Source organism: Archangium sp. (assembly GCF_036277355.1).
Lineage (GTDB): Bacteria > Myxococcota > Myxococcia > Myxococcales > Myxococcaceae > Archangium.
The window spans coordinates 117186-136779 of the sequence record NZ_DASUNC010000146.1 but is presented as its reverse complement, the minus strand read 5'-3'; the positions used below and the strand labels follow the sequence as shown (position 1 = coordinate 136779).

The following is a 19594-nucleotide window of genomic DNA, read 5'->3' as shown; positions in this document are numbered from 1 at the left end:
AACCGGCATGGGAAAAGGCGAGGATGGCCTCCTCGCCTTCCTCCGGTCACGTCATCCCCACGGAGATGAACGTGAGCACCGCTCAGGAGCCGCGTCCGTCGACCGGGCCCCGGAGGCGCCCCTACTACCCCGAGCTCGACGGGCTTCGAGGGATGTCCGTGATGCTGGTCGTCATCGGACACCTGGCCCAGTTCGTCCTGCGAAGTGGCGCCTGGGGCGGGAGCCTGGCCGCGATGGGGGTCATGATCTTCTTCATCCTCAGCGGCTTCCTCATCACGGACCTGCTGTGCCACGAGCACGCGGAGACGGGGACGGTGCGGCTCGGCGCCTTCTACGTCCGCCGGATCCGCCGGCTCATGCCCGCCTTCCTGGTGTTCGTGCTGGTCCTCGCCATCCTCATCCAGCTGGGCTGGGTCACGGACGTTCCCTGGTCGAGCATGGCGGCGTCGTTGGTCCACCTGCGCAACGTGTTCGGCCGGGGAGACACCAACGCCCACCTGTGGTCGTTGTCCATGGAGGAGCAGTTCTACGCCGTGTGGCCCCTGCTCTTCCTGCTCGCCGGGCCGAGGAAGGCGCTATGGGTCAGCCTCGTGGGCGTACTCGGGGTGAGCCTCGTGCGGGGCGGGATGATCGCCCTGAACGTGCTCGACTACAACCGGGGCATCTACTACCTCCGCCCCTGGTTCCGCTTCGATTCGCTCCTCCTGGGCTGCCTGCTCGCGCTGGCGTGGAATGGAGGGGAGCGGAGCAGGAGGCTCGTCCAGAAGCTGGTGGCCTGGTGCTCGCCGGTGGTGTGTCTGGTGGCGCTGACGCTGTGGTCGCTCCACGCGGAGATGACCGCGATGAAGCCCGTGTTCCTGCTGGTGCAGGGGCTCCTGGCCGCCGCGCTGGTCGCGGGATGCGCGCTGGGTGGGACGCACGCGTGGTTGCGGCCGCGCTCCCTCCGCTTCCTGGGACGCATCTCCTACTCCCTCTATCTCTGGCAGCAGCCCTTCCTCACCACCCGCACGCTGGACTGGGGCCCCCTGAGGGAGGCACCGCTGTGCGTCATGATGGCCTTCGCCGCGGCGCTCGCCTCGTATTACTGGGTGGAGAAGCCCTTCCGGGTGGCCCCTCCGGAGAAGTCCATCGACGAGCGGGCGCTCGCTCCGAATGGCGACGTTCGAGTAGGGTATGGGAAGCTGTGACGCCCCACTTGAACACCTCCGCGTTCCCCCCCATCAGCTTGGACGACTCCTTCTGGCCCCTGCTCATCGTCCAGATACGAGGCCCCGTCCCGTTCGCGCACTTCGAGGAATACCTCGCGCAGCGGCTCACCTACCTGCAGCGCCCCGAGAAGCACGTCACCCTCTTCGACATGCGGAACGCGCCCATGCTCTCCTCCGACGTCCGCCACCGTCAGGCGGAGTGGCTCAAGCAGCACGGATCCCTGCTCGATGCCCAGATGCTTGGTCACGCCCTGGTCATCACCTCACCGTTCCTGCGCGTGATGATGTCCACCTTCCTCAAGGTGCGGCCGCGCAATGCCCCCTACTTCATCACGCCCAACGTGGGTGACGCGGCGCGTTGGTGCCTCAAGGTGCTCGAGGAGGCCGGCAGCAACCCTCCCGCCGAGCGCATCAAGACCCACTTCGGGCTGAATCCCCACTGAGGTGGCGCTGGACACGCGGAAGTCGATGCGCGCGTAGTCGCGCAGCTTGAGCGCCCGGAAGGCCGTCACCGCCGCCCACTCGATGCGGCCCCGCAGATATTGCTCGCGGATCATCCGCACGCGGCGCGCCAGTCCCTCCATGTCCTTCTCCACGCTCCGCCAGATGCAGCGGAGGTTGCGCCCCGCGCGGTGGGGCGCATGAAGCAGGGAATCTGGGCCGCCACGCTCCCTCCCGGGGGCCCACTGGCCGCTGCCCCTGCAACCGCAAACCCATTCCCTGGTAGATACAGGCACACCACGTTGGTGCACGCACGCAGTCCCGGGGGGACATTCCATGAGCCATGACGGATCCGCTGTCTTGAAGCAGCCCACCCTTCCCCTTCCACCGAGGGTGTCAGGCATTCCACTCCTGGGCGCACTGCCCGCGCTGCTGAAGGATCGGCTCGACTTCCTGGAGGCGGCCCGCCAGCGCCATGGTGACATCTACACCCTGGAGCTCGGCTTCGCCGACGCCATCATCCTGGGCCACCCGCGGCATGCGCAGCACGTGCTGGTGGACCACGCGCGCAAGTACTTCAAGGGCGGCGCCATCTGGGAGTCGATGCGCACCTTCCTGGGCAACGGGCTGCCGGTGAGCGAGGGGGACTTCTGGAAGCGGCAGCGGCGGATGATCCAACCCGCGTTCCACCAGCAGCGGCTGATCTCCCTGACGGAGAAGATGGTGGCGGCCATCGACGAGAGCCTCGCGGGCTGGGAGCGGGCGGCCCGGACGGGCGAGCCCTTCGACATCGCCGAGGCCTTCTCCCAGATGACCATGAACGTGATGGTCCGGGCGATGTTCGGCAGCGGGTTGGAGACGGACGAGGCGCAGCGGGTGGGCCAGGCGCTGGCCTACATCATCGACTACATGATGCAGGGGATGGTGACGAACTCCCTGCCCGAGTGGCTGCCGGTCCCGGGCCGCGCCCGCTACCGGGAGGCGATCCGGTACATCGACGAGGTCGTCCTCCGGGTCATCGAGCGGGGCCGGCGGAGCGCCGAGGAGGACAACCTGCTCTCCCTGCTGCTGCACGCGGTGGATGGCGAATCGGGCGAGCGGATGACCAACGCGCAGCTGCGCGACGAGGCGGTGTCGCTCTTCGTCGCCGGGTACGAGACCACCGCCGTGGGCCTGGCGTGGGCCTTCCATCTCATGGCCCGCCACCCGGAGTCCTTCCAGCGGTTGCGCACGGAGGTGCGGGAGGTGCTGGGCCAGCGGGTGCCCGGCTTCGCGGCTCTGCGCCAGCTCGGCTACGCGCGCAACGTGTTGCAGGAGGCGCTGCGGCTGTACTCGCCCTCGTATTGGATTCCCCGCACGTCGTCGGAGGCGGACGAGATCGACGGCTTGCAGATTCCGGCGGGGAAGATGGTGGTCGTCTTCACGCACCTCATCCACCGCCACCCGGGCGTCTGGGAGGAGCCGCGGCGCTTCGATCCGGATCGCTTCACGCCGGAGCGCTCCGAGGGGCGGCACAAGCAGGCGTGGCTGCCCTTCGGCACCGGCCAGCGGATGTGCATCGGCAGGGAGTTCTCGTTGATGGAGGGGCAGTACATCCTCGCCCGCATCGCCCAGCGCTACGACGTGTCCGCCGTCCCGGGGCGGGAAGCGCAGGTGCACATCGGCACCAGCATCCGCGCGAAGAACGGAGTGTGGGTGCACGTGAAGCCGCACGCGCTCCAAGCTGGGAGAACCATGCTCACCGGTGCCTCGACGCTGCCCACCCTGGAGACGCCCCGCCTGCGCCTGCGCTGGATGACGGAGGCGGACATCCCCGCGCTCTTCGAGCTCTTCTCCCATCCCGAGGTGACCCGTTACTGGAGCTGGTCCGCGTACACCGAGCGGGCGCAGGCGGAGAAGCTGTTGGGCAACATCCACACGTTCTTCGCCGAGCGCTCGCTCTTCAATTGGGGCTTCGCCCGGCGCGAGGACGACCGGATCATCGGCACCTGCACCCTGTCGGACCTGAGCGAGCAGCACCGGCGCGCGAATCTCGGCTACGCGCTGAACCACGCGCACTGGGGCCACGGCTACGGGCGCGAGGCGGTGGCCCGGTTGGTGGAGTTCGGCTTCACCTCGCTCGAGCTGCACCGGCTGGAGGCGGACGTGGATCCGCGCAACACGAGCTCCATGAAGGTGCTCGAGGGCCTGGGCTTCCAGCGCGAGGGCTACCAGCGGCAGCGCTACTTCCTCAACGGAGAGCGCCAGGACGCGGTGCTGTACGGGCTGCTGCGGCCGGAATGGCGGCCGGGCTCCGCCGCCTCGTGATCAAGGCGTGGGCGCGGGCACCACCAGAGCGGCGTCGGCCCGCACCGGAGGAACGTCCCGCCCCTCGCCGAAGCCCAGCACCCACCACTCGGGGGCCTGCCCTCCCCGCTCCACCAGCGCTCGCTTCAGCTCCTCCACCGGCTCGTCCTCGCCGTCGTCCGCGAGCCGGAAGGCGCCGACGACAAGTAGGACAGACCGGGGAGGTAAGACGTTCCGCATAGCGCGAACCAACCTACCAGAAAGGGTGCCAACAAGAACGGATGCCTGGCGGCCAGCCCGTCACGCCCTGTCCCTGGCTGGCGGTCCCTGGTTGACTGGCCTAGCCTTGGAGGCATGAAAAACCTGAATTGCACCCCACGCCTCTGGGTAGCCGTGCTGGTGGGTGGGCTCGTTTCGGGCTGTGCAGCGGCCATCGCGTGCCGACCGGGAGAGTCCACGGTTGACTGCTGCATCAAGAAGTACCCGTTGACCGCGATGGAGAGTTGCACCGCCAGCCGCTCGGACGTGCTCCGGGTCCTACGGGACATTTCTCTGAGAATCGACGATGAGGAGTTCGAGAACAACGAGGACCTTCCAGATTGGAAGCAGACCTGCATAAAGAACTTCGTCCTTTGCCAAGACGAAGGCTGGGGAGGGCCCTGTTACGACTGCATGCGCTATTGCGAGGGCCAGCACAAATGGCCAGAAGCGATGTGCCCTGAGCCTCGTAAGAGCCCTGAGCCTCGTAAGAGCAAGAGGTAGGAGCGGAGATGTCCGACTGGCAGATGGATTGGGACCCCATTTGGGCGCTGGCAAGACGGGTCTTGGAGCAAGGCAAGCCCCTGGAACTCACCGATGAAACGCGCGCCCTTTTGCTGCGAAGCACCCGCGAGGTGGCCATTAGCGATGAGGATGCAGAGAGCGCTCTCCGCAGCCAGTCCACCGCTATGACGCTGCTACAGGAGGTCCGGCGGCGTATCCATGACGGGTCATCGCGGCTGAATCGTGCTCGAATCCGGGCCTACGAACTACGGGACGCGGGGGATCTCAATGGGGCACAGCAACTCATGCGCGACGTGCTGGCCGTAGAGGTCGTGCCCTTCTACCGGGAGCAGGCCGAAATTGCCCTGGAGAAGCTGACCGGGGTGGCGGAGGTACGCGCAACCGGGCAAATCAATCCGGACCTGAACGACCGGCCGCAACTCACCGCCCTCTACCAGCGCGTTCAGCAGGGACACGCCCTGGAACTCACCGACGACGTGCGCGCCCTTCTGCGCCGGATGGCCCCCACGGCAGCCGTCAGCGAGGCCGAGACGGAAGAATCCCTCAAGAGTCCGGATGGTGCCGAAGCCCTCATGGGGATGATCCTTTCTCGCTTGCGTGACGGCCAGAAGCGGCTCACACGTGCCCTGTTCCGGATGACGAGCCTCCGGGACTCGGGCGACCTTGAAGGTGCGCGCCAGCAGATGCGCGACGTGCTAGCCGTGGAGATCGTGCCGCAATACCGGCGGATGGCCGAGGAAGTGCTCAGGGGCTTCGACAGTCCGCCCCCGCAGTCGTAACACCCAGGGATTCTTCTGAGATCACCCCTCATGCACGTTGCTCCAGGCGCGGAATGTCCCGGGGCCCCAGCGCCACGAGCACGTCCAGGCCCCAGTTCGCCACCAGCAGGCCCGCGGCCCCGCCGAGCAGCGCCAGCACCGAGAAAGTCCGCCCGGGTGGGGACCCCTCCCGCCGCGCGCGCTTGCCAGAAGTGGGACACGTCATCCCATTTCCGGTGGGCCCTCGACGGGTGAACAGAACGGCGCCGCCGCGTTTGCTGAACTGAACGTTCCCGAGCCTGCCCGCTTGGCGCTCCCCGGCAGCGGCACCAGATTTCTCTTCCACGACAGGAGAACCCCCATGAAGCCGCTCGCCACGAACCGTCTGGTCCTCTCCAGGAAGCAGCACCGGGCCTGCACCCTGAGCATCTCGAGGGCAGAGCTCGAGCAGCGCCTGGGGCCTCCGCTCGCCATCGACGACGAGGGGGATGGCCTGGGCCCCCGCTACCGGTGGGAGTTCCAGGGCGAGTGTGGTCTCGAGGTGCTCATCGACATCCCCCGCGAGGCCTCCCACGGCGCGCGGGAGGCGGTGCTGTGGATGAAGCACCTGGAGGTCGAGCACGCGCTGGAGCACCTCGGCCTGTCCACCGAGTACGTGCTGTGGCGGGCGGACATGCTGGAGCCGCTGCCGCTGGAGGGCTGGGCCGTCGTGCGGCGGGACGGCGCCGGCAGCCGGTCCGACATCTGCGTGCTGTCCGTGCCGGACCACGCGGAGTGCCTGGCCCTGCTGCTGGAGGCGCGCTCCCCCGAGCAGTCCTACGCCATGGAGCTCCGGGGACTGAAGCCGGCGCCCCGGCGGACGCCCTCGCACCGCTGGGCCCCGTCGAGCCACGACGAGCACACCGCCGCCCTGTAGCGGGTGCGGCTCGCACGCATGCCTGATACACCGCTCCCCCGCGACCCCGAGAGCGGATATGCCCAAGCGCGCCTCCTCCAGCCGGAACAACCCCACCAAGCCCGTCGAGCGGGACATCATCCCGCCCGGAACGGACGTGCCCGACAGCGGCCTCTTCTTCAACCGGGAGCTGTCCTGGCTCGCCTTCAACAACCGGGTGCTCCAGCTGGCCGAGGACGCCTCGGTGCCGCTGATGGAGCGCGTGAAGTTCTGCGCCATCTACGCGCGCAACCTGGATGAGTTCTTCATGATTCGCGTGGCGCGCCTGCACGAGCAGGTGCGCAACCGCGTGGCCCGGCTGGTGCCCGATGGGGCCACCCCGGGCGACACGCTCGACAAGCTGCACGATCGCATCCTCGATCAGGGCCGGCGCCACAGCGACTGCTTCGAGCGCCAGCTGCGCCCCGCGCTCGCCGAGAAGGGCCTGCGCATCCTCTCCATGAAGGAGCTGGACGCCGAGGCGCGCACCCTGCTGGAGCAGCGCTTCCGCGAGCAGATCTTCCCCGTGCTCACCCCGCTGGCCATCGGCCTGGGCCGGCACTTCCCCTACATCTCCAACCTCTCCCTGAGCCTCGCGGTGCTGCTGAGGGATCCGGTGACGGAGACGGAGAACGTGGCGCGGGTGAAGGTGCCCAAGGAGCTGCTGCCGCGCTTCGTCCCGCTCAAGGGGGGCACCACCTTCGTGCCGCTCGAGGAGATCATCGCCCACCACCTGGACGCGCTCTTCCCCGGCATGGAGGTGTTGGACCGGGGACTGTTCCGCGTCACCCGGGACGCGGACTTCACCGTGTCCGAGGACGCGGAGGATCTGCTGGTGGCCGTGCAGACGGAGCTGCGCCAGCGCCGCTTCGGCGACGTCATCCGCCTGGAGGTGCAGGCGGGGATGAGCCCCAAGATGCTCGAGCCGCTCAGGGAGGCGCTCGCGCTGGAGCCCCGCCAGGTGTACGAGGAGCAGGGGCTGCTGGACTACACGGACCTGATGTCGGTGGTGTCCACGCCGGGCTTCGCCGAGCTGAGGGATCCGCCCTGGACGCCCGTCACCCAGCCGCGCCTGAGGGCCGAGAGCGACAGCGGCGAGGTGAGCACGGTGCTGTCGGCCATGCGGCGGGGGGATCTGCTCGTCCACCACCCGTACGAGTCCTTCGCCACCTCGGTGGAGCGCTTCGTCACGGAGGCGGTGGAGGATCCGGACGTGCTGGCCATCAAGCAGACGGTGTACCGCACCTCGGACAAGTCGCCGCTGGTGCCCGCGCTCATCCGCGCCACCGAGCGGGGCAAGCAGGCGGTGTGCATGGTGGAGCTCAAGGCGCGCTTCGACGAGCGCACCAACATCCAGTGGGCGCTGGCGTTGGAGGAGGCGGGGGTGCACGTCGTCTACGGCATCCCCGGCCTCAAGACGCACGCCAAGGCCATCCTCATCGTCCGCCGCGAGGGCGAGCGCGTGCGCCACTACGTCCACGTGGGCACCGGCAACTACAACTCCAAGACGGCCCGCCTCTACACGGACCTGGGGCTCTTCACCACGGATCCGGAGATCGGCGCGGACGTGGCGGACCTCTTCAACTTCCTCACCGGCTTCGCCCGCCCCAAGTCCTTCCGCAAGCTGCTGGTGGCCCCCATCAACATGCGCGAGGGCCTGCTGGAGCACATCCGCCGCACCATCTCCGAGCACTCCGCCGAGCGCCCCGCCCGCATCCAGATGAAGATGAACGCGCTGGTGGACCCGGCGATGATCCGCGCCCTCTATGACGCCTCGCGCGCCGGCGTGAAGGTGGACCTCAACGTGCGCGGCATCTGCTGCCTGCGCCCCAACGTCCCCGGCGTCTCGGACAACATCCGCGTCGTCTCCACGCTCGGCCGCTTCCTCGAGCACTCCCGCATCTACCTCTTCGAGCGCGGGAGTGGGATTCGCTGCTACATCGGCTCGGCGGACCTGATGCCCCGCAACCTGGACCACCGGGTGGAGGCGCTCACCCCGGTGGAGGAGCCGCAGCTGCTCGCCCAGGTGAGGGACTTGCTGGACCGGAGCCTCGCGGACAACACGCACGCCTGGGTGCTCGACGCGGACGGGACGTGGAAACGCCGCGCACTGGAGGGCGAGAAGCGCTGGTCCCAGGGCGAGCTGATGGAGCGCGCGGTGCGCATGGCGCAGGCCTCCACCGGACGGCCCCTGGCCTGACCTTCCGTTGCAACTGCAAGCATCCAGCGGGGTGAATCCCGGGGAAGAGCACGGGCGTGGGACGAGGGGCAGGTGGCGGGCGGACGATTGTGTTGGTGCCCCCGGAGATCGGATGATGGAGGCCCCGTCTTCCCGCGTGGGCCCATGTCAAACGATCCGCAGACCCCCGTCACCCCGACTACCCACCCGACCACGGACGAGAGCCTGGCCGAAGCGGTGGCGCATGCTCACAAGAAGCTGGAGCAACCGGCGATCTGGCCCGGCAACGTGCCCACCCAGGCCCAGGCGTTGGAGGTGCTGTGCGGCAAGCGCATGCTGGCGATCTCCCTGCCCAACGCCCGCAGGCTGCAGGAGAAGCTGACCCTGCCCGAGCGCGAGGCGCTCATGGACGAGGGCCTGGCCGATTCCCTGCGGGAGGCCGTCGCGGTGCGCTGGCGCCTGGCGGCGGCGCAGGATCTGCTGCTGACGGCCGGAGGCCGGGTGGATCAAACGGCGCTCGAGGCGCTGCTCGCCGAGGTGGACCGGGCCCTGGAAGCGCTGCGCGCCGCGACGCCCGCCTCTCCGGACATGGGGCTCGCCATTGATCGCACCTGGGAGACGCTGACCCAGGAGGCGGTGGACTTCTCCACCAACGTGAAGGCGGCCTCGGCCCAGCCGGCCACGCCCGCCCACCCGCATGCGGCGCCGAAGAAGCCCGCGGCCACCGGCAAGGTGACGTTCCAGGCGCAGGAGCCGGAAGCGCAGAACGGCCCCAAGAAGACGAACAAGATCCTGTTCGTGGGGCTGGGCCTGGCGGTGGCCATGGTGGCCGCCTACCACGGCACCCGGATGAACCAGGACACCGTGGCGCCGCCGGCCGCCTACAGCCACCCGGGCGCGCCGCCGGACACCGTGGTCATCCCCAACACGTCCAACGGCTCGCTGCTGGTGCGCTCGCTGCGCACGGGGCCCACCACGCCGCAGCAGGAGGCGTGGCTCAAGCAGCAGGAGGCCAGCGGCATGCAGCTCAAGCCCCAGGGCCAGGGCACCTGGCTCCTCGTTCCCGCCGCGAAGGCTCCGGCCACCGCGGGCAACACCACTCCGTGAATCCCACGGTCCTCTCTTTCCCGTCGCCTCGAAGGAGGCCTGTCATGGCGAACCGCAAGCTTCACCCCGTCCGCACCCGGCGGGGCTTCACCCTGATCGAGCTGATGATCGTCGTCTGCATCGTCGGCCTGCTGTCCACCGTGGCGCTGCCGGAGTTCCAGAACATCATGCTGCGCTCGAAGCAGGCCGAGCGGGAGCTGATGATGAACTCCATCATGCGCGTGCTCAACGAGTACACCTCCTCGCACGGTGGCAAGTTCCCGGGAGGGGATGAGCCGGACATGCCGTTCAATCCGGTGGAGGAGCCCAACGGCAAGAAGCAGCGCTTCAACATGGACCTGGGCCACTGGAAGGACCTGGGCTGGGCGCCCGACGGCCACCTCTATTACCGCTATGAGGTCGTGCTCAATGGCGACGGGGACCTGGTCATCACCGCCAAGGGGGACCTGAACAACAACGGGCTGGTCAGCTACAAGGAGATCAAGTTCCGGCTCCAGGGCGGCATGTGGCAGCGGATGTCCGAGACCGAGTACGGCGACCACTTCTGAGCGTCCCCCGGCACTCCGGGCCGCGGAGATGATGAACGCGGCCCCGGAATGAGGTAGGAGCGCAGTCCATGGGCGCTCAATGGAAGCACAAGGGCCGCACGGAGCACGCGGCCGCGAAGGGCAGGCTCTTCACCAAGCTGGTCAAGGAACTCATCGTCTCCGCCAAGGCCGGGGGGGCCGATCCCAACAGCAACCCCCGCCTGCGCATGGCGATGGACGCGGCGAAGAAGGCCTCGATGCCGCGCGACACGCTGGAGCGCGCCATCAAGAAGGGCGCGGGCCTGCTGGACGAGCCGGTGAACTACGAGGTGGTGACGTACGAGGGCTTCGCCCCGCACCAGGTGCCGGTGATCGTCGAGTGCCTCACCGACAACAAGACGCGCACCGCCGCCAACATCCGGTTGCTGTTCCGCAAGGGGCAGATCGCCACCAGCGGCGCGGTGTCCTGGGACTTCAACCGCCTGGGGGTCATCGAGGCCACGCCGCCCGAAGCGGGCGCGGATGCCGAGACGGCCGCCATCGAGGCGGGCGCGCAGGAACTGGAGCCCGGCGAGGAGGGCGGCACGCGCTTCCTCACCGCGCCCACGGACCTGGACACCGTGAGCCGCGCCCTGACGGGCATGGGCTGGACGGTGAGCGCGCAGAACCTGGCGTGGGTGGCCAAGAATCCGGTGTCGCTCGAGGGCGAGGCGCGCACCGAGGTCGAGTCCTTCCTGGAGGCCATGGACGAGGACGACGACGTCCAGAACATCTACGTCGGCCTCAAGTGAGCCCCGCGCCGCTGGAGCCACAGGAGCGGGTCCGGGCGCTGCTGAGCCGGGAGTCCTCCCCCACCCCGCTGCCGATGACGGCCCGGCGGGAGCCCTCGCTGTTCGGGCCTCCCTCGCTCCAGCAGCGGTTCCTCCCCTTCCTGCCGTCCCACCTCCAGCTCGCGCTGTCCCTGGCGGCCCGCTTCATGGCGCTGGCCAACGCGCGGCCGGGGGAGGAAGGACTGGCGGCGGTGCTGGACGAGGCCGAGCGGCAGGCCGCGGCCGGAGACCCCGAGTGGGCGAAGTACGCGCTGCGCGTCTTCATCGCCCACCACCCCGAGGGCCGTCGGCTGTCCGTGCCCCCGCTGCGGGAGCGGGCCCCCCACCAGGTGCTGCCCTCGGGGCGCCCCGAGGTTCCCCGGAAGGGCAACCCCGGCACGCCCGGCGCGGAGGTCTGGCTGGACTCCTTCCGCGAGGACAGCGGCCTCAACGAGCACGTGGACGCGTGGCCGGTACTGTACCCGGCGGAGGGCCACCCGGACCCCGCGAGCCCCGAGCGCCGCCTGCGCCCGGAGGGACGGGCGGAGCTGTTGGCGTCCCTGCGCCAACAGCTGCTGGCCCGCTACGACACGGAGCGGCTGGGGTTCGGCATGCCGCGCACCGTGCCCCTGCAGGACTACGCCTCCCCCATCAACGAGGCCTATGACGCGGGGCTGCCCGGCTTCGCGCCCCGGCCGCCCGGACTGAGCCCGAGGGACCTGCCCGGCTACGGCGTCACCGACCACGCCATGCGCCGCGACCGCCTCTTCACCGCGGCCTCCTCGGGACTGCTGTGGCGGGGGGAGACGCCCACCGTCATCGAACACCTGGCGCAGCTCGCCGACACGGCCGAGTCCAACCCGGGCTCGGTGGATGGCGAGGCCTGGGCGGATCCGCTCGGCCCCCATGGCGCGCACCAACAGATGGGGCACGTGCTGCTCGGCTGCCTGACGGCGCCCCAGGACAAGACGGGCCTGCCCGGGGTGCTCACCTCCCCGGCCACCGCGGCGAGGGATCCGCTCTTCTACCGCTGGCACCGCCACGTGGACGACATCCTCGACGCCTGGCAGAGCACGCACCTGCCGCCGTACGACGTGTCCGGCGGTCCCCAGGTGCTGGTGCGCAAGTGGCTCGGCGAGGGCATCTACCCGGCCCACCAGAGCCCGGACATCCTCCTGTGCTTCATCAAGGACATCCCCGGCGGGACGTCCCCGGACTTCGACGGGCAGCGGTGGGGCGAGGCCACCTTCGGGGGAGACTACTGGACCAGCCCTCCCCCCTCCTTCCGAGCGAGCACGCACGCGCTGAACACCTTCATGGCGCAGCAGGGGGGGCACCTGTCCTACGAGCCCTTCCACTACTTCTTCCGGGTGGAGAACCTGCTGCCGCACGAGCAGAAGGTGACGGTGCGCGTCTACCTGGCGGCGGATGCGTTCGCCGAGGATCGCCGCATGTGGATGGAGATGGACCGGTTCCACCACACGCTGCGGCCCTCGGAGCAGGCGGTCATCTTCCGGCCGGCGAGCCTCGCCTCGGTGGTGCACGAGCGCGGCTGGCCCGCGAACCTGCTGCTGCCGCGCGGCCGGCGGGAGGGCATGCTCTTCCGCTTCATGGTGATGATCACCCCGTGGGAAGAGCGGGAGCAGGAGCCGGGCTACCCCTTCAACCGGCCCGTGCCTCCGGGGCAGCGCATCGCGGACATGCTCACGCAGCCCCACCTGGCGACGCGGAACATCTGGATCCACCACGTCACGCCCTGAGCGCGGGCGGCGGCGTCAGTAGTCGCCCTTGCGCAACCGGTAGTGGAGCGCCTCGAGCTGCTTGAGCAGCTTGCCGCGCTCCTGGGAGAAGAGCTCGCGCGCGCGGGGCTTCTGCGCGTCGCTCAGCACCTTCTCCGCCTCCATGTAGGACAGCGTGTCGTTGTCCTGCATCTGGCGCAGCGTGGAGTCGATGCGCTCCAGCCGCTCGCGCCGCACGGCCCGCGCCTGCTCCGCATCCGGAGGCCCCATGCTGCCGCCCTTTCCCCCATGGGCGTCATGCGTCCCGCCCCCCATGTAGCCCCCGTGCCAGGGCCGGTTGTCCTTCTTGCTCTGGGTCCGCAGGACGTCCAGCTGCTGCTGGAGTCCGATGTTCTTCTCGTGGAGGCCGAACTCCAGCTGCTCGAAGCGCTCCACCTGCTCGGGGGTGAGGGCCAGCTCGGCGCGGTGCTCGAGCAGCACCGCCAGTGAGGACTTGAAGGCCATGGCCGGGGCCTCGCCCTCGCGCTGGGACGCGGTGGAGCGGGCGCAGGCGGCGAGCGCGAGGGACACCCACAGCAACAACATCGTGCGAGTCATGCCGCCGATGGTGCCATGAAACGGTGCCATGAAATGGTGCCATGAACTCCCCACTGGGGAAGGACGTCCGGGCCCCCTAGAGTGCGGGCATGGCTCCAGCCCCATGGCCGCTCCGCCGGATCGAGGCGCTCGTCTTCGTGACGGTGTTCCTCGACCTGGTGGGCTTCGGCATCGTCATCCCGCTCCTGCCCTTCTACGTCCAGTCGATGGGCGGCTCGGAGCTCACCGTCGGTGTGCTGCTCGGCAGCTTCTCCTTCACGCAGCTGCTCGCCACCCCGATCCTCGGGCGCTTCTCGGACCGGTACGGCCGCCGGCCCATCATCCTGATGAGCCTCGCGGCCAACGCCGTCGCCATGGGCCTCTTCTCCCTGGCCAGCTACCACCACCTGCTGCCGCTCCTCTTCGTCTCGCGCATCCTGGCGGGCGCCACCTCGGGCAACATCTCGGCGTGTCAGGCCGTGCTCGCGGACGTCACCCCGTCCGAGCACCGCGCGCGGGCCATGGGCCGGCTCGGGGCGGGCATCGGCCTGGGACTCGTCCTGGGCCCCATGATCGGCGGACAGCTCTCCCAGTGGGGCGCGTGGTTTCCCCCGCTGGCGGCGGCGGCGCTCGCCCTGCTCGGCGCGCTCGGCGTGCTCGTGGCCATGCCCGAGACCCATCCCACCCGCTCCACTCCGGCGAAGCCCCCCTCGCGGCTGAGCGTCTTCCACCGCTCGCCCCGGCAGCGCGCGCTGAGGCTCATGCTGCTGCTCTACTTCTTCGTCTTCCTCTCCATGACGACGCTCCAGGTGGCCTTCGCGCTGCTCGCCCAGGAGCGGCTCGGCTGGGGCGCGAAGCAGGTGGGCTACATCTTCGCGCTGGTCGGTGGGCTGGGGCTCGTCATCCAGGGAGGCCTCATCGGCCCGCTGTCCAAGCTCGTGGGCGAGGTGCGCCTGCTCATCCTCGGCACCCTGCTGCTGTGCGCCGGGATGCTGGGCGTGAGTGTGGCGGCTCAACCCCTCCCCCTGGTCGCCTCCGTCTTCCTGCTCGGCACGGGGCTCGGCCTCATCCAGCCCCTCCTGGGGAGCCTGGCCTCCCAGGCCGCCGATCCCTCGCTGCTCGGCCTGACCCTCGGGCTGGCGCAGTCCTCGGGAGGTCTCGCCCGCACCGTGGGCCCGGTGGCCAGCGGCGCGCTCTACAAGACCCTGGGCGCCAGCGCGCCCTTCACCGCGGGAGCACTCATCGCGCTCGGAGCCACGGTGCTCGGAGCGCTGCTGAAGCGGGAGGGACTGGGAAGACAGCGCGGCGCCGGAGCCGCGGCCCGGGATGTCCGCTGAGTCAGCCATGGGGGGGAGGAGTGCGGGACGAACGTGCCGCACTCCTCACGGGTGGAGAATCAGCGCTTCGCTCGGATGACGCGGAGAGTCGAGAGCGTGCCGGAATCGGACAGTGGACGGCACCTCGGGACGAATGGTGGCGAGCAAGGCAGAGGCCAGCTTTCCGAGCCCCCTGCGAAGGAGCTGACATGGCAAGACCTTGTTCATCACGCGGGTTCATCCCGTGCGCGGCGTTCCTCGTGCCGTGGTTGGGATGGATTCTGCTGGTGTCGACACCTGCACGCGGCGCGAGCCCGGTCCTGCCGGGTGGATTCTCCGACGAGGTCTTCATCTCGGGGCTGGAGGTGCCCACGGCCTTCGTGCCCCTGCCCGATGGCCGGTTCCTCATCACGGAGAAGGAGGGAGTGGTACGGATTCATGAGAATGGCGTGCTCCTGCCCACGCCCCTGCTCGACATCCGGGAGCGGGTGAATTCCACCCATGATCGTGGGCTGATGAGCCTGGCGGTGGACCCGGAGTTCGCGGCGAACGGGTTCATCTATCTCCTCTACACCTACGATGACGACGCCTGGGACGACTTCGAGCCCAAGGTGGGACGGCTGGCGCGGTACACGGTGGTGGGCAACACCGCCTCGCCCACCAGCGAGGTCATCCTGTTGGGCACCCAGGTGGCCGCCTCCTGCAATGACCTCCCCGCGGGGTCGGACTGCATTCCCTCCGACAGCCCCTCGCACAGCATCGGCCACCTCGAGTTCGCCCCGGACGGCACGCTCTTCGTCACCCTGGGGGATGGGGCCGAATTCTCATTCGTCGACGACAACGCCCTGCGAGCGCAGGACCTCGATTCGCTCGCGGGCAAGCTCCTGCACATCACCCGCTTCGGAGAGGGATTGCCCACCAATCCGTTCTGGACGGGAGAAGCCCGGGCCAATCGCTCGAAGGTCTTCAGCTACGGGCTGCGCAATGCCTACCGCTTCCACCTGCGTCCGGACACGGGCCGGCCCTACCTGGGAGACGTGGGCTGGGGCCAGTACGAGGAGCTCAACGTCGCCACGCCAGGGGCCAACTTCGGCTGGCCGTGTTACGAGGGCCCCGAGCCCCAGGGAGGCTACGCGCCCAAACCGGCCTGCCAGGCGCTCTACGCCCGGGGCGCCTCCGCGGTGAAGCCACCGCTGTACTTCTGGAGCCACAACGGTGGAAGCGCGTGTGCCACCGCCGGGTTCTTCTATACGGGCACGGACTACCCCTCCGCCTACTGGGGCGCCTTCTTCTTCGGAGACTACGTCCAGAGCTGGTTGCGCACCCTGCGCGTGGACGAGAACGACGACCTGGTTCCTGGCAGCGTGACCTTCTTCGCCGATGCCCACACTCCGGCCGCCATCAGCCCGGGACCGGGCGGAGACGTCTACTACGTGGCCATCGCCGAGGGGCAGGTGCGCCGCATCCGCTACACGGCGGGGAACACGCCTCCCACGGTGGTGGCCTCGGCGGCTCCGAGCAACGGGTATGCGCCGCTGCTCGTGCGGTTCTCGAGCGAGGGGACCGGAGACCCGGATGGAGATCTGCTCGAGTACAGCTGGGACTTCGGGGATGGCACGGGCTCGAACCTGGCCCATCCGGAACACACGTACACCGCCAACGGGGACTACACCGCCCGGCTGACCGTGAGCGACAGACGCGGCGGCACCCGCTCGGCGAGCGTGGCCATCGTCGTGGGCAACCTGGCGCCTGTCGTGACCATCACCTCGCCCGCGCACGGCTCCTCGTTCAAGGTGGGGGACGTCATCACCTGGTCGGGCGAGGCGAGCGATGCCGAGGATGGAAGGCTTCCCGCGGACAGGCTCTCGTGGATCGTCACGTTGCACCACTGCATCCAGGGGACGTGCCATGCCCACCCGTACAGCGCCTCCACGGGCGCCAGTGGGAGCCTCCTCATTCCGGACCACGGAGACGAGTTCTACTTCGATCTCACGCTGTCGGCCTCCGACTCGGGGGGCCTGACGGCCAGGCACACGGTGAGCATCTACCCCCGGACGGTGCAGCTGACACTGGAGACGGTCCCCTCCGGCCTGAGGGTGCTCCTCAACGGGCAGAGCGGAACGGCCCCGCTGACACGCACGGCCGTCGCCGGCTCGCGCAATACCGTGAGCGCGCCCTCGCCACAGGAGCCCTATGAGTTTCAGGGCTGGTCGGACGGAGGGGCGCTGGAGCATCAGGTCGAGGCGGGTGAGACGAGCGCCACGTACACGGCCACGTTCGCCCGGCCCGTGCCGGCCGAGTGTCCGGAGGGACAATTCCGGGCGGAGTACTTCAACAACCCCTGGCTCGGCGGCGAGCCCGTGATGGTGCGCTGCGAGCCGGCTCCCCTCTCCTACGACTGGGGCCTGGACAGCCCCGCGCCAGAGGTCGCGGCGGATCACTTCTCGGTGCGTTGGACGGGCTGGTTCTCGCTCAACTATGGAACGTACCGCTTCACCGCGCGGGCGGATGATGGGGTCCGCGTGGATGTGGACGGCTCCCGCGTCATCGATGCCTGGCGGGATCAGGGTCCCACGACGTACAGCGGGCTCATCTTCCTGTGGAAGGGCCGCCACCGGGTGATCATGGAGTACTACGAGAACGGTGGCGGCGCGGTGTCCCAGCTCGGCTGGCGCCGGCTGTGAGGGGAAGGCGGAGGAGGGCTCGCGCCGGGCCCTCCCCCGCCCCGGCCTTCCACGTCAGTGCGTCACTCGCACCTGCTCACCATCATCTCGCCGCCGTTGAGGGTGGCGTTGATGCGGAAGCTGAACACGTAGTCACCGGCTTCCGGAATGGCGATGGAGGACTCGGTGCCATTGCCCGCGGCGACCGCCAGGGTCTGCTCCGTGGCGATCACCACCGCGGCGGAACTCTTCACCGCGAACTCCTTCGACCAATCCGCGCTGGCGAACTTGAAGGTGTAGGCGGTGGGCACCGGCTCACGGACCACCACCTGGTAGAGATTGTTTCCCTTGTAGACGAAACGGCGGCTGGCCGGCGTCGCGCCGAAGTTCTCTCCACCGGCATAGCTGCCACGGATGAACATCTCCTTGTTGAGGGGCCCCAGGCCCTCGACGGCCGGAGTGTTGCAGCCGGCCAGCGGTCCCTCGCCCGAGAGATCACTGCCCTCGCCCACCTGCGGGCCCTCGGCCGTCGGCGAGACGATCTCGAAGAACCTGGCTTCGAACGGCTTCAGCCGGAGCTCGTAGTTGCCACCGGAGCCCACCACCTCGGCCCCATCCAGCAACCCGGCGAGCGCCCCGGCACTGCCAATGGCCGCTCCCGCCACGGTGATCACCGCCGGGTCCGCCTTCGTGTTCAACACATACAGGATGTGGTCGGTGCCCTTGTCCTTGCGATCGATGTAGACGTTCGTGTCCGAGAAGATGTGCGTGCGGCTGCCATTGGCCAACGCCGGGTGGGCATCGCGCAAGGCCATCAGCGCGGCCACGTGGCTCTTCAGGCTGGCCTGCTCGGCCGAGAGCACCGCGGGCGCGCCGCCGACGGTGGACGGAACACCTTCCACGATGGCGGCGGTGCGGGAGACATGGTCATCGCAGCGCCCGTTGACGGCACACGTCGCGTTGCTTTCACGGGCCGAGAACCCCGGCAGCTCCTGGCCGATCTCATCGCCGTAGTAGAGGGTGATGGGACCGCTGTACGAGGCCATGAAGCTGAAGGCGGCCTTGTGGCGCGCCCAGTACGCCTCGCTCGTGGGGTCCGCCAGGGTTCCGCGCTGGAGCAGATCGCCGAAGCGGACCACGTCATGGTTGGTCAGCATCAGGTTCGGCATGGCATGCGCGGGGTAGGCCAGCTGGCTCAGGTAACCCGTATGGAGATTGCTCGCCGCGCGGTTGCCCGTGCCACTCTCCTCGACGGCGAGCGTCTGCACCAGGCTGTAGCGCACGGGGAAATCGAACACGGACAGCAGTCCGGGGCTCGCGGTGGTGCCATAACCCTGGCTGGAGATCTCCCCCGCGCTCCGCCAGATCTCCCCCACCATGTAGCCGAGCGGATGGACCGTCTGGCCGGCCTGGTTGGTGTAGCTCGTGCTGGCCGCGGCGTCGGCGACGGCGGCGCGAAGGTCATCCCAATACTGCACCGGGACCTGATAGGCCTGATCCAGACGCCAGCCGTCGATCTGGTACTCGGTCACCCAGTGCGCGGCGACCTCCTTGAAGAACTCGAGGTCGTCCGGATAGACGGCGGACCGCCCGGTGTCTCCCTGGGAGCCACCGGTGGTGGAGACCTTGCGGCCCATGGGCGAGGCGTAGTCCTGGGCGTTGATCTTGTAATGGCCGAACACGCCATCGAGAAACACATACATCCCCCGGGCATGGGCGGCGGCCACCAGCTCCTTCAGCTTGTCATGGGTGCCGAAGTGGGGGTCGACGTTGAAGTAGTCCGAGGCGAAGTAGCCGGTGGCATCGAGACGATCGGCCCAGTCGTTCTGGCCGGCCACGCGTACGCTCTTGAAGATCGGGGTGAGCCAGACGGCGTTCACGCCGGTCGATTGGATGTAATCGAGGCTGTTGATGATTCCCTGCAGGTCTCCCTTGTGGGGGCTGGTGCCATAGCCGGTGTTGTAATTCGCGGTGCTGTCGCCATCGACGAAGGCCTCGACCATGATCTGATACAGGCGCAGGCCACACTCGGCCTCGCCGTTGCCCTTGAAGCAGGCCAGACGGCTGTCGGCCCGGGCCGCCGCGGTATTGACCGTCACCCTGTAGGCCGCGGGCTCGGGGGCGGGCGGTTGGGGCTCGGGCTCCCCTCCTCCGCCATTGCCGCCACGGCAGGAGGAGAGGACACCGGCCATCGCCAGTGCGAGAAGAGAGGGACGCCACTGCATGAGGGAAGCTCCTGGGGTTGTGGTCCTTGGGTCGTTGGATGCG

General features: G+C 68.9%; 16 protein-coding genes. 12 read left to right on the top strand and 4 right to left on the bottom strand.

Annotated elements, in window-relative coordinates:
- The first annotated feature begins 23 nt into the window (after positions 1-23).
- The 3 genes from VFZ09_RS35920 to VFZ09_RS35910 all read left to right on the top strand — a co-directional run bounded on the left by VFZ09_RS35920 (position 24) and on the right by VFZ09_RS35910 (position 3956).
- Positions 24-1187, top strand: coding sequence for an acyltransferase (locus VFZ09_RS35920; RefSeq protein WP_329732272.1), 1164 nt, complete (start codon positions 24-26; stop codon positions 1185-1187).
- Positions 1188-1195: 8 nt separating this feature from the next.
- On the top strand, positions 1196-1651 hold the full coding sequence (locus VFZ09_RS35915) for a hypothetical protein (protein ID WP_329732271.1): 456 nt from the start codon (positions 1196-1198) through the stop codon (positions 1649-1651).
- Positions 1652-1985: 334 nt separating this feature from the next.
- Complete coding sequence (locus VFZ09_RS35910; protein ID WP_329732270.1) at positions 1986-3956, top strand: cytochrome P450; 1971 nt, start codon at positions 1986-1988, stop codon at positions 3954-3956.
- On the opposite strand, the gene VFZ09_RS35905 is transcribed toward VFZ09_RS35910, so the two are convergent.
- The gene (locus VFZ09_RS35905; RefSeq protein ID WP_329732269.1) at positions 3957-4175 is read right to left on the bottom strand and encodes a hypothetical protein; all 219 of its coding nucleotides are present in this window, start codon (positions 4173-4175) and stop codon (positions 3957-3959) included. It lies immediately after the preceding gene.
- Positions 4176-4705: 530 nt separating this feature from the next.
- Here VFZ09_RS35905 and VFZ09_RS35900 point away from each other — a divergent pair.
- Complete coding sequence (locus VFZ09_RS35900; protein WP_329732268.1) at positions 4706-5497, top strand: DUSAM domain-containing protein; 792 nt, start codon at positions 4706-4708, stop codon at positions 5495-5497.
- Between the two features lie 28 nt (positions 5498-5525).
- Here the strand turns inward: VFZ09_RS35900 and VFZ09_RS35895 are convergent, their stop codons facing one another.
- On the bottom strand, positions 5526-5702 hold the full coding sequence (locus tag VFZ09_RS35895; protein ID WP_329732267.1) for a hypothetical protein: 177 nt from the start codon (positions 5700-5702) through the stop codon (positions 5526-5528).
- A gap of 135 nt (positions 5703-5837) precedes the next feature.
- Between VFZ09_RS35895 and VFZ09_RS35890 the strand changes: the two genes are divergently transcribed.
- The 6 genes from VFZ09_RS35890 (at position 5838) to VFZ09_RS35865 (ending at position 12792) form a co-directional block, all read left to right on the top strand.
- On the top strand, positions 5838-6392 hold the full coding sequence (locus tag VFZ09_RS35890) for a hypothetical protein (protein ID WP_329732266.1): 555 nt from the start codon (positions 5838-5840) through the stop codon (positions 6390-6392).
- 58 nt (positions 6393-6450) lie between these two features.
- Positions 6451-8610 carry a polyphosphate kinase 1 gene (gene ppk1 / locus VFZ09_RS35885; RefSeq protein WP_329732265.1) on the top strand — a complete coding sequence of 720 codons (2160 nt, stop codon included), beginning with the start codon at positions 6451-6453 and terminating at the stop codon, positions 8608-8610.
- Between the two features lie 144 nt (positions 8611-8754).
- The gene (locus tag VFZ09_RS35880; RefSeq protein WP_329732264.1) at positions 8755-9696 is read left to right on the top strand and encodes a hypothetical protein; all 942 of its coding nucleotides are present in this window, start codon (positions 8755-8757) and stop codon (positions 9694-9696) included.
- 44 nt (positions 9697-9740) lie between these two features.
- On the top strand, positions 9741-10244 hold the full coding sequence (locus VFZ09_RS35875) for a prepilin-type N-terminal cleavage/methylation domain-containing protein (protein WP_329732263.1): 504 nt from the start codon (positions 9741-9743) through the stop codon (positions 10242-10244).
- Positions 10245-10312: 68 nt separating this feature from the next.
- A complete protein-coding gene (locus tag VFZ09_RS35870; protein ID WP_329732262.1) occupies positions 10313-11014 on the top strand; it encodes a YebC/PmpR family DNA-binding transcriptional regulator in 702 nt (233 codons plus the stop codon).
- Positions 11011-12792 carry a tyrosinase family protein gene (locus VFZ09_RS35865; protein ID WP_329732261.1) on the top strand — a complete coding sequence of 594 codons (1782 nt, stop codon included), beginning with the start codon at positions 11011-11013 and terminating at the stop codon, positions 12790-12792. Before VFZ09_RS35870 ends, VFZ09_RS35865 begins: the two co-directional genes overlap by 4 nt.
- Positions 12793-12807: 15 nt before the next feature.
- Here VFZ09_RS35865 and VFZ09_RS35860 read toward each other — a convergent pair whose 3' ends face one another.
- Positions 12808-13398 (bottom strand): hypothetical protein, encoded by a 591-nt coding sequence (locus VFZ09_RS35860; protein WP_329732260.1) that lies wholly within the window; start codon positions 13396-13398, stop codon positions 12808-12810.
- Between the two features lie 59 nt (positions 13399-13457).
- On the opposite strand from VFZ09_RS35860, the gene VFZ09_RS35855 reads away from it, so the two are divergent.
- Complete coding sequence (locus tag VFZ09_RS35855; RefSeq protein ID WP_329732259.1) at positions 13458-14684, top strand: MFS transporter; 1227 nt, start codon at positions 13458-13460, stop codon at positions 14682-14684.
- 266 nt (positions 14685-14950) lie between these two features.
- Positions 14951-17347 (top strand): PQQ-dependent sugar dehydrogenase, encoded by a 2397-nt coding sequence (locus VFZ09_RS35850; RefSeq protein WP_329732258.1) that lies wholly within the window; start codon positions 14951-14953, stop codon positions 17345-17347.
- Positions 17348-17409: 62 nt separating this feature from the next.
- On the opposite strand, the gene VFZ09_RS35845 is transcribed toward VFZ09_RS35850, so the two are convergent.
- Positions 17410-19551, bottom strand: a complete 2142-nt coding sequence (locus tag VFZ09_RS35845; RefSeq protein WP_329732257.1) for an alpha-amylase family glycosyl hydrolase — start codon at positions 19549-19551, stop codon at positions 17410-17412.
- Positions 19552-19594: the final 43 nt, after the last annotated feature.

Coding starts and splice junctions, on each gene's coding strand:
- VFZ09_RS35875 (WP_329732263.1), top strand. CDS start 9,741: ATGGCGAACCGCAAGCTTCACCCCGTCCGCACCCGGCGGGGCTTCACC.
- VFZ09_RS35860 (WP_329732260.1), bottom strand. CDS start 13,398: ATGGCACCGTTTCATGGCACCATCGGCGGCATGACTCGCACGATGTTG.
- ppk1 (WP_329732265.1), top strand. CDS start 6,451: ATGCCCAAGCGCGCCTCCTCCAGCCGGAACAACCCCACCAAGCCCGTC.
- VFZ09_RS35900 (WP_329732268.1), top strand. CDS start 4,706: ATGTCCGACTGGCAGATGGATTGGGACCCCATTTGGGCGCTGGCAAGA.
- VFZ09_RS35910 (WP_329732270.1), top strand. CDS start 1,986: ATGAGCCATGACGGATCCGCTGTCTTGAAGCAGCCCACCCTTCCCCTT.
- VFZ09_RS35895 (WP_329732267.1), bottom strand. CDS start 5,702: ATGACGTGTCCCACTTCTGGCAAGCGCGCGCGGCGGGAGGGGTCCCCA.
- VFZ09_RS35845 (WP_329732257.1), bottom strand. CDS start 19,551: ATGCAGTGGCGTCCCTCTCTTCTCGCACTGGCGATGGCCGGTGTCCTC.
- VFZ09_RS35905 (WP_329732269.1), bottom strand. CDS start 4,175: ATGCGGAACGTCTTACCTCCCCGGTCTGTCCTACTTGTCGTCGGCGCC.
- VFZ09_RS35855 (WP_329732259.1), top strand. CDS start 13,458: ATGGCTCCAGCCCCATGGCCGCTCCGCCGGATCGAGGCGCTCGTCTTC.
- VFZ09_RS35880 (WP_329732264.1), top strand. CDS start 8,755: ATGTCAAACGATCCGCAGACCCCCGTCACCCCGACTACCCACCCGACC.
- VFZ09_RS35870 (WP_329732262.1), top strand. CDS start 10,313: ATGGGCGCTCAATGGAAGCACAAGGGCCGCACGGAGCACGCGGCCGCG.
- VFZ09_RS35890 (WP_329732266.1), top strand. CDS start 5,838: ATGAAGCCGCTCGCCACGAACCGTCTGGTCCTCTCCAGGAAGCAGCAC.
- VFZ09_RS35920 (WP_329732272.1), top strand. CDS start 24: ATGGCCTCCTCGCCTTCCTCCGGTCACGTCATCCCCACGGAGATGAAC.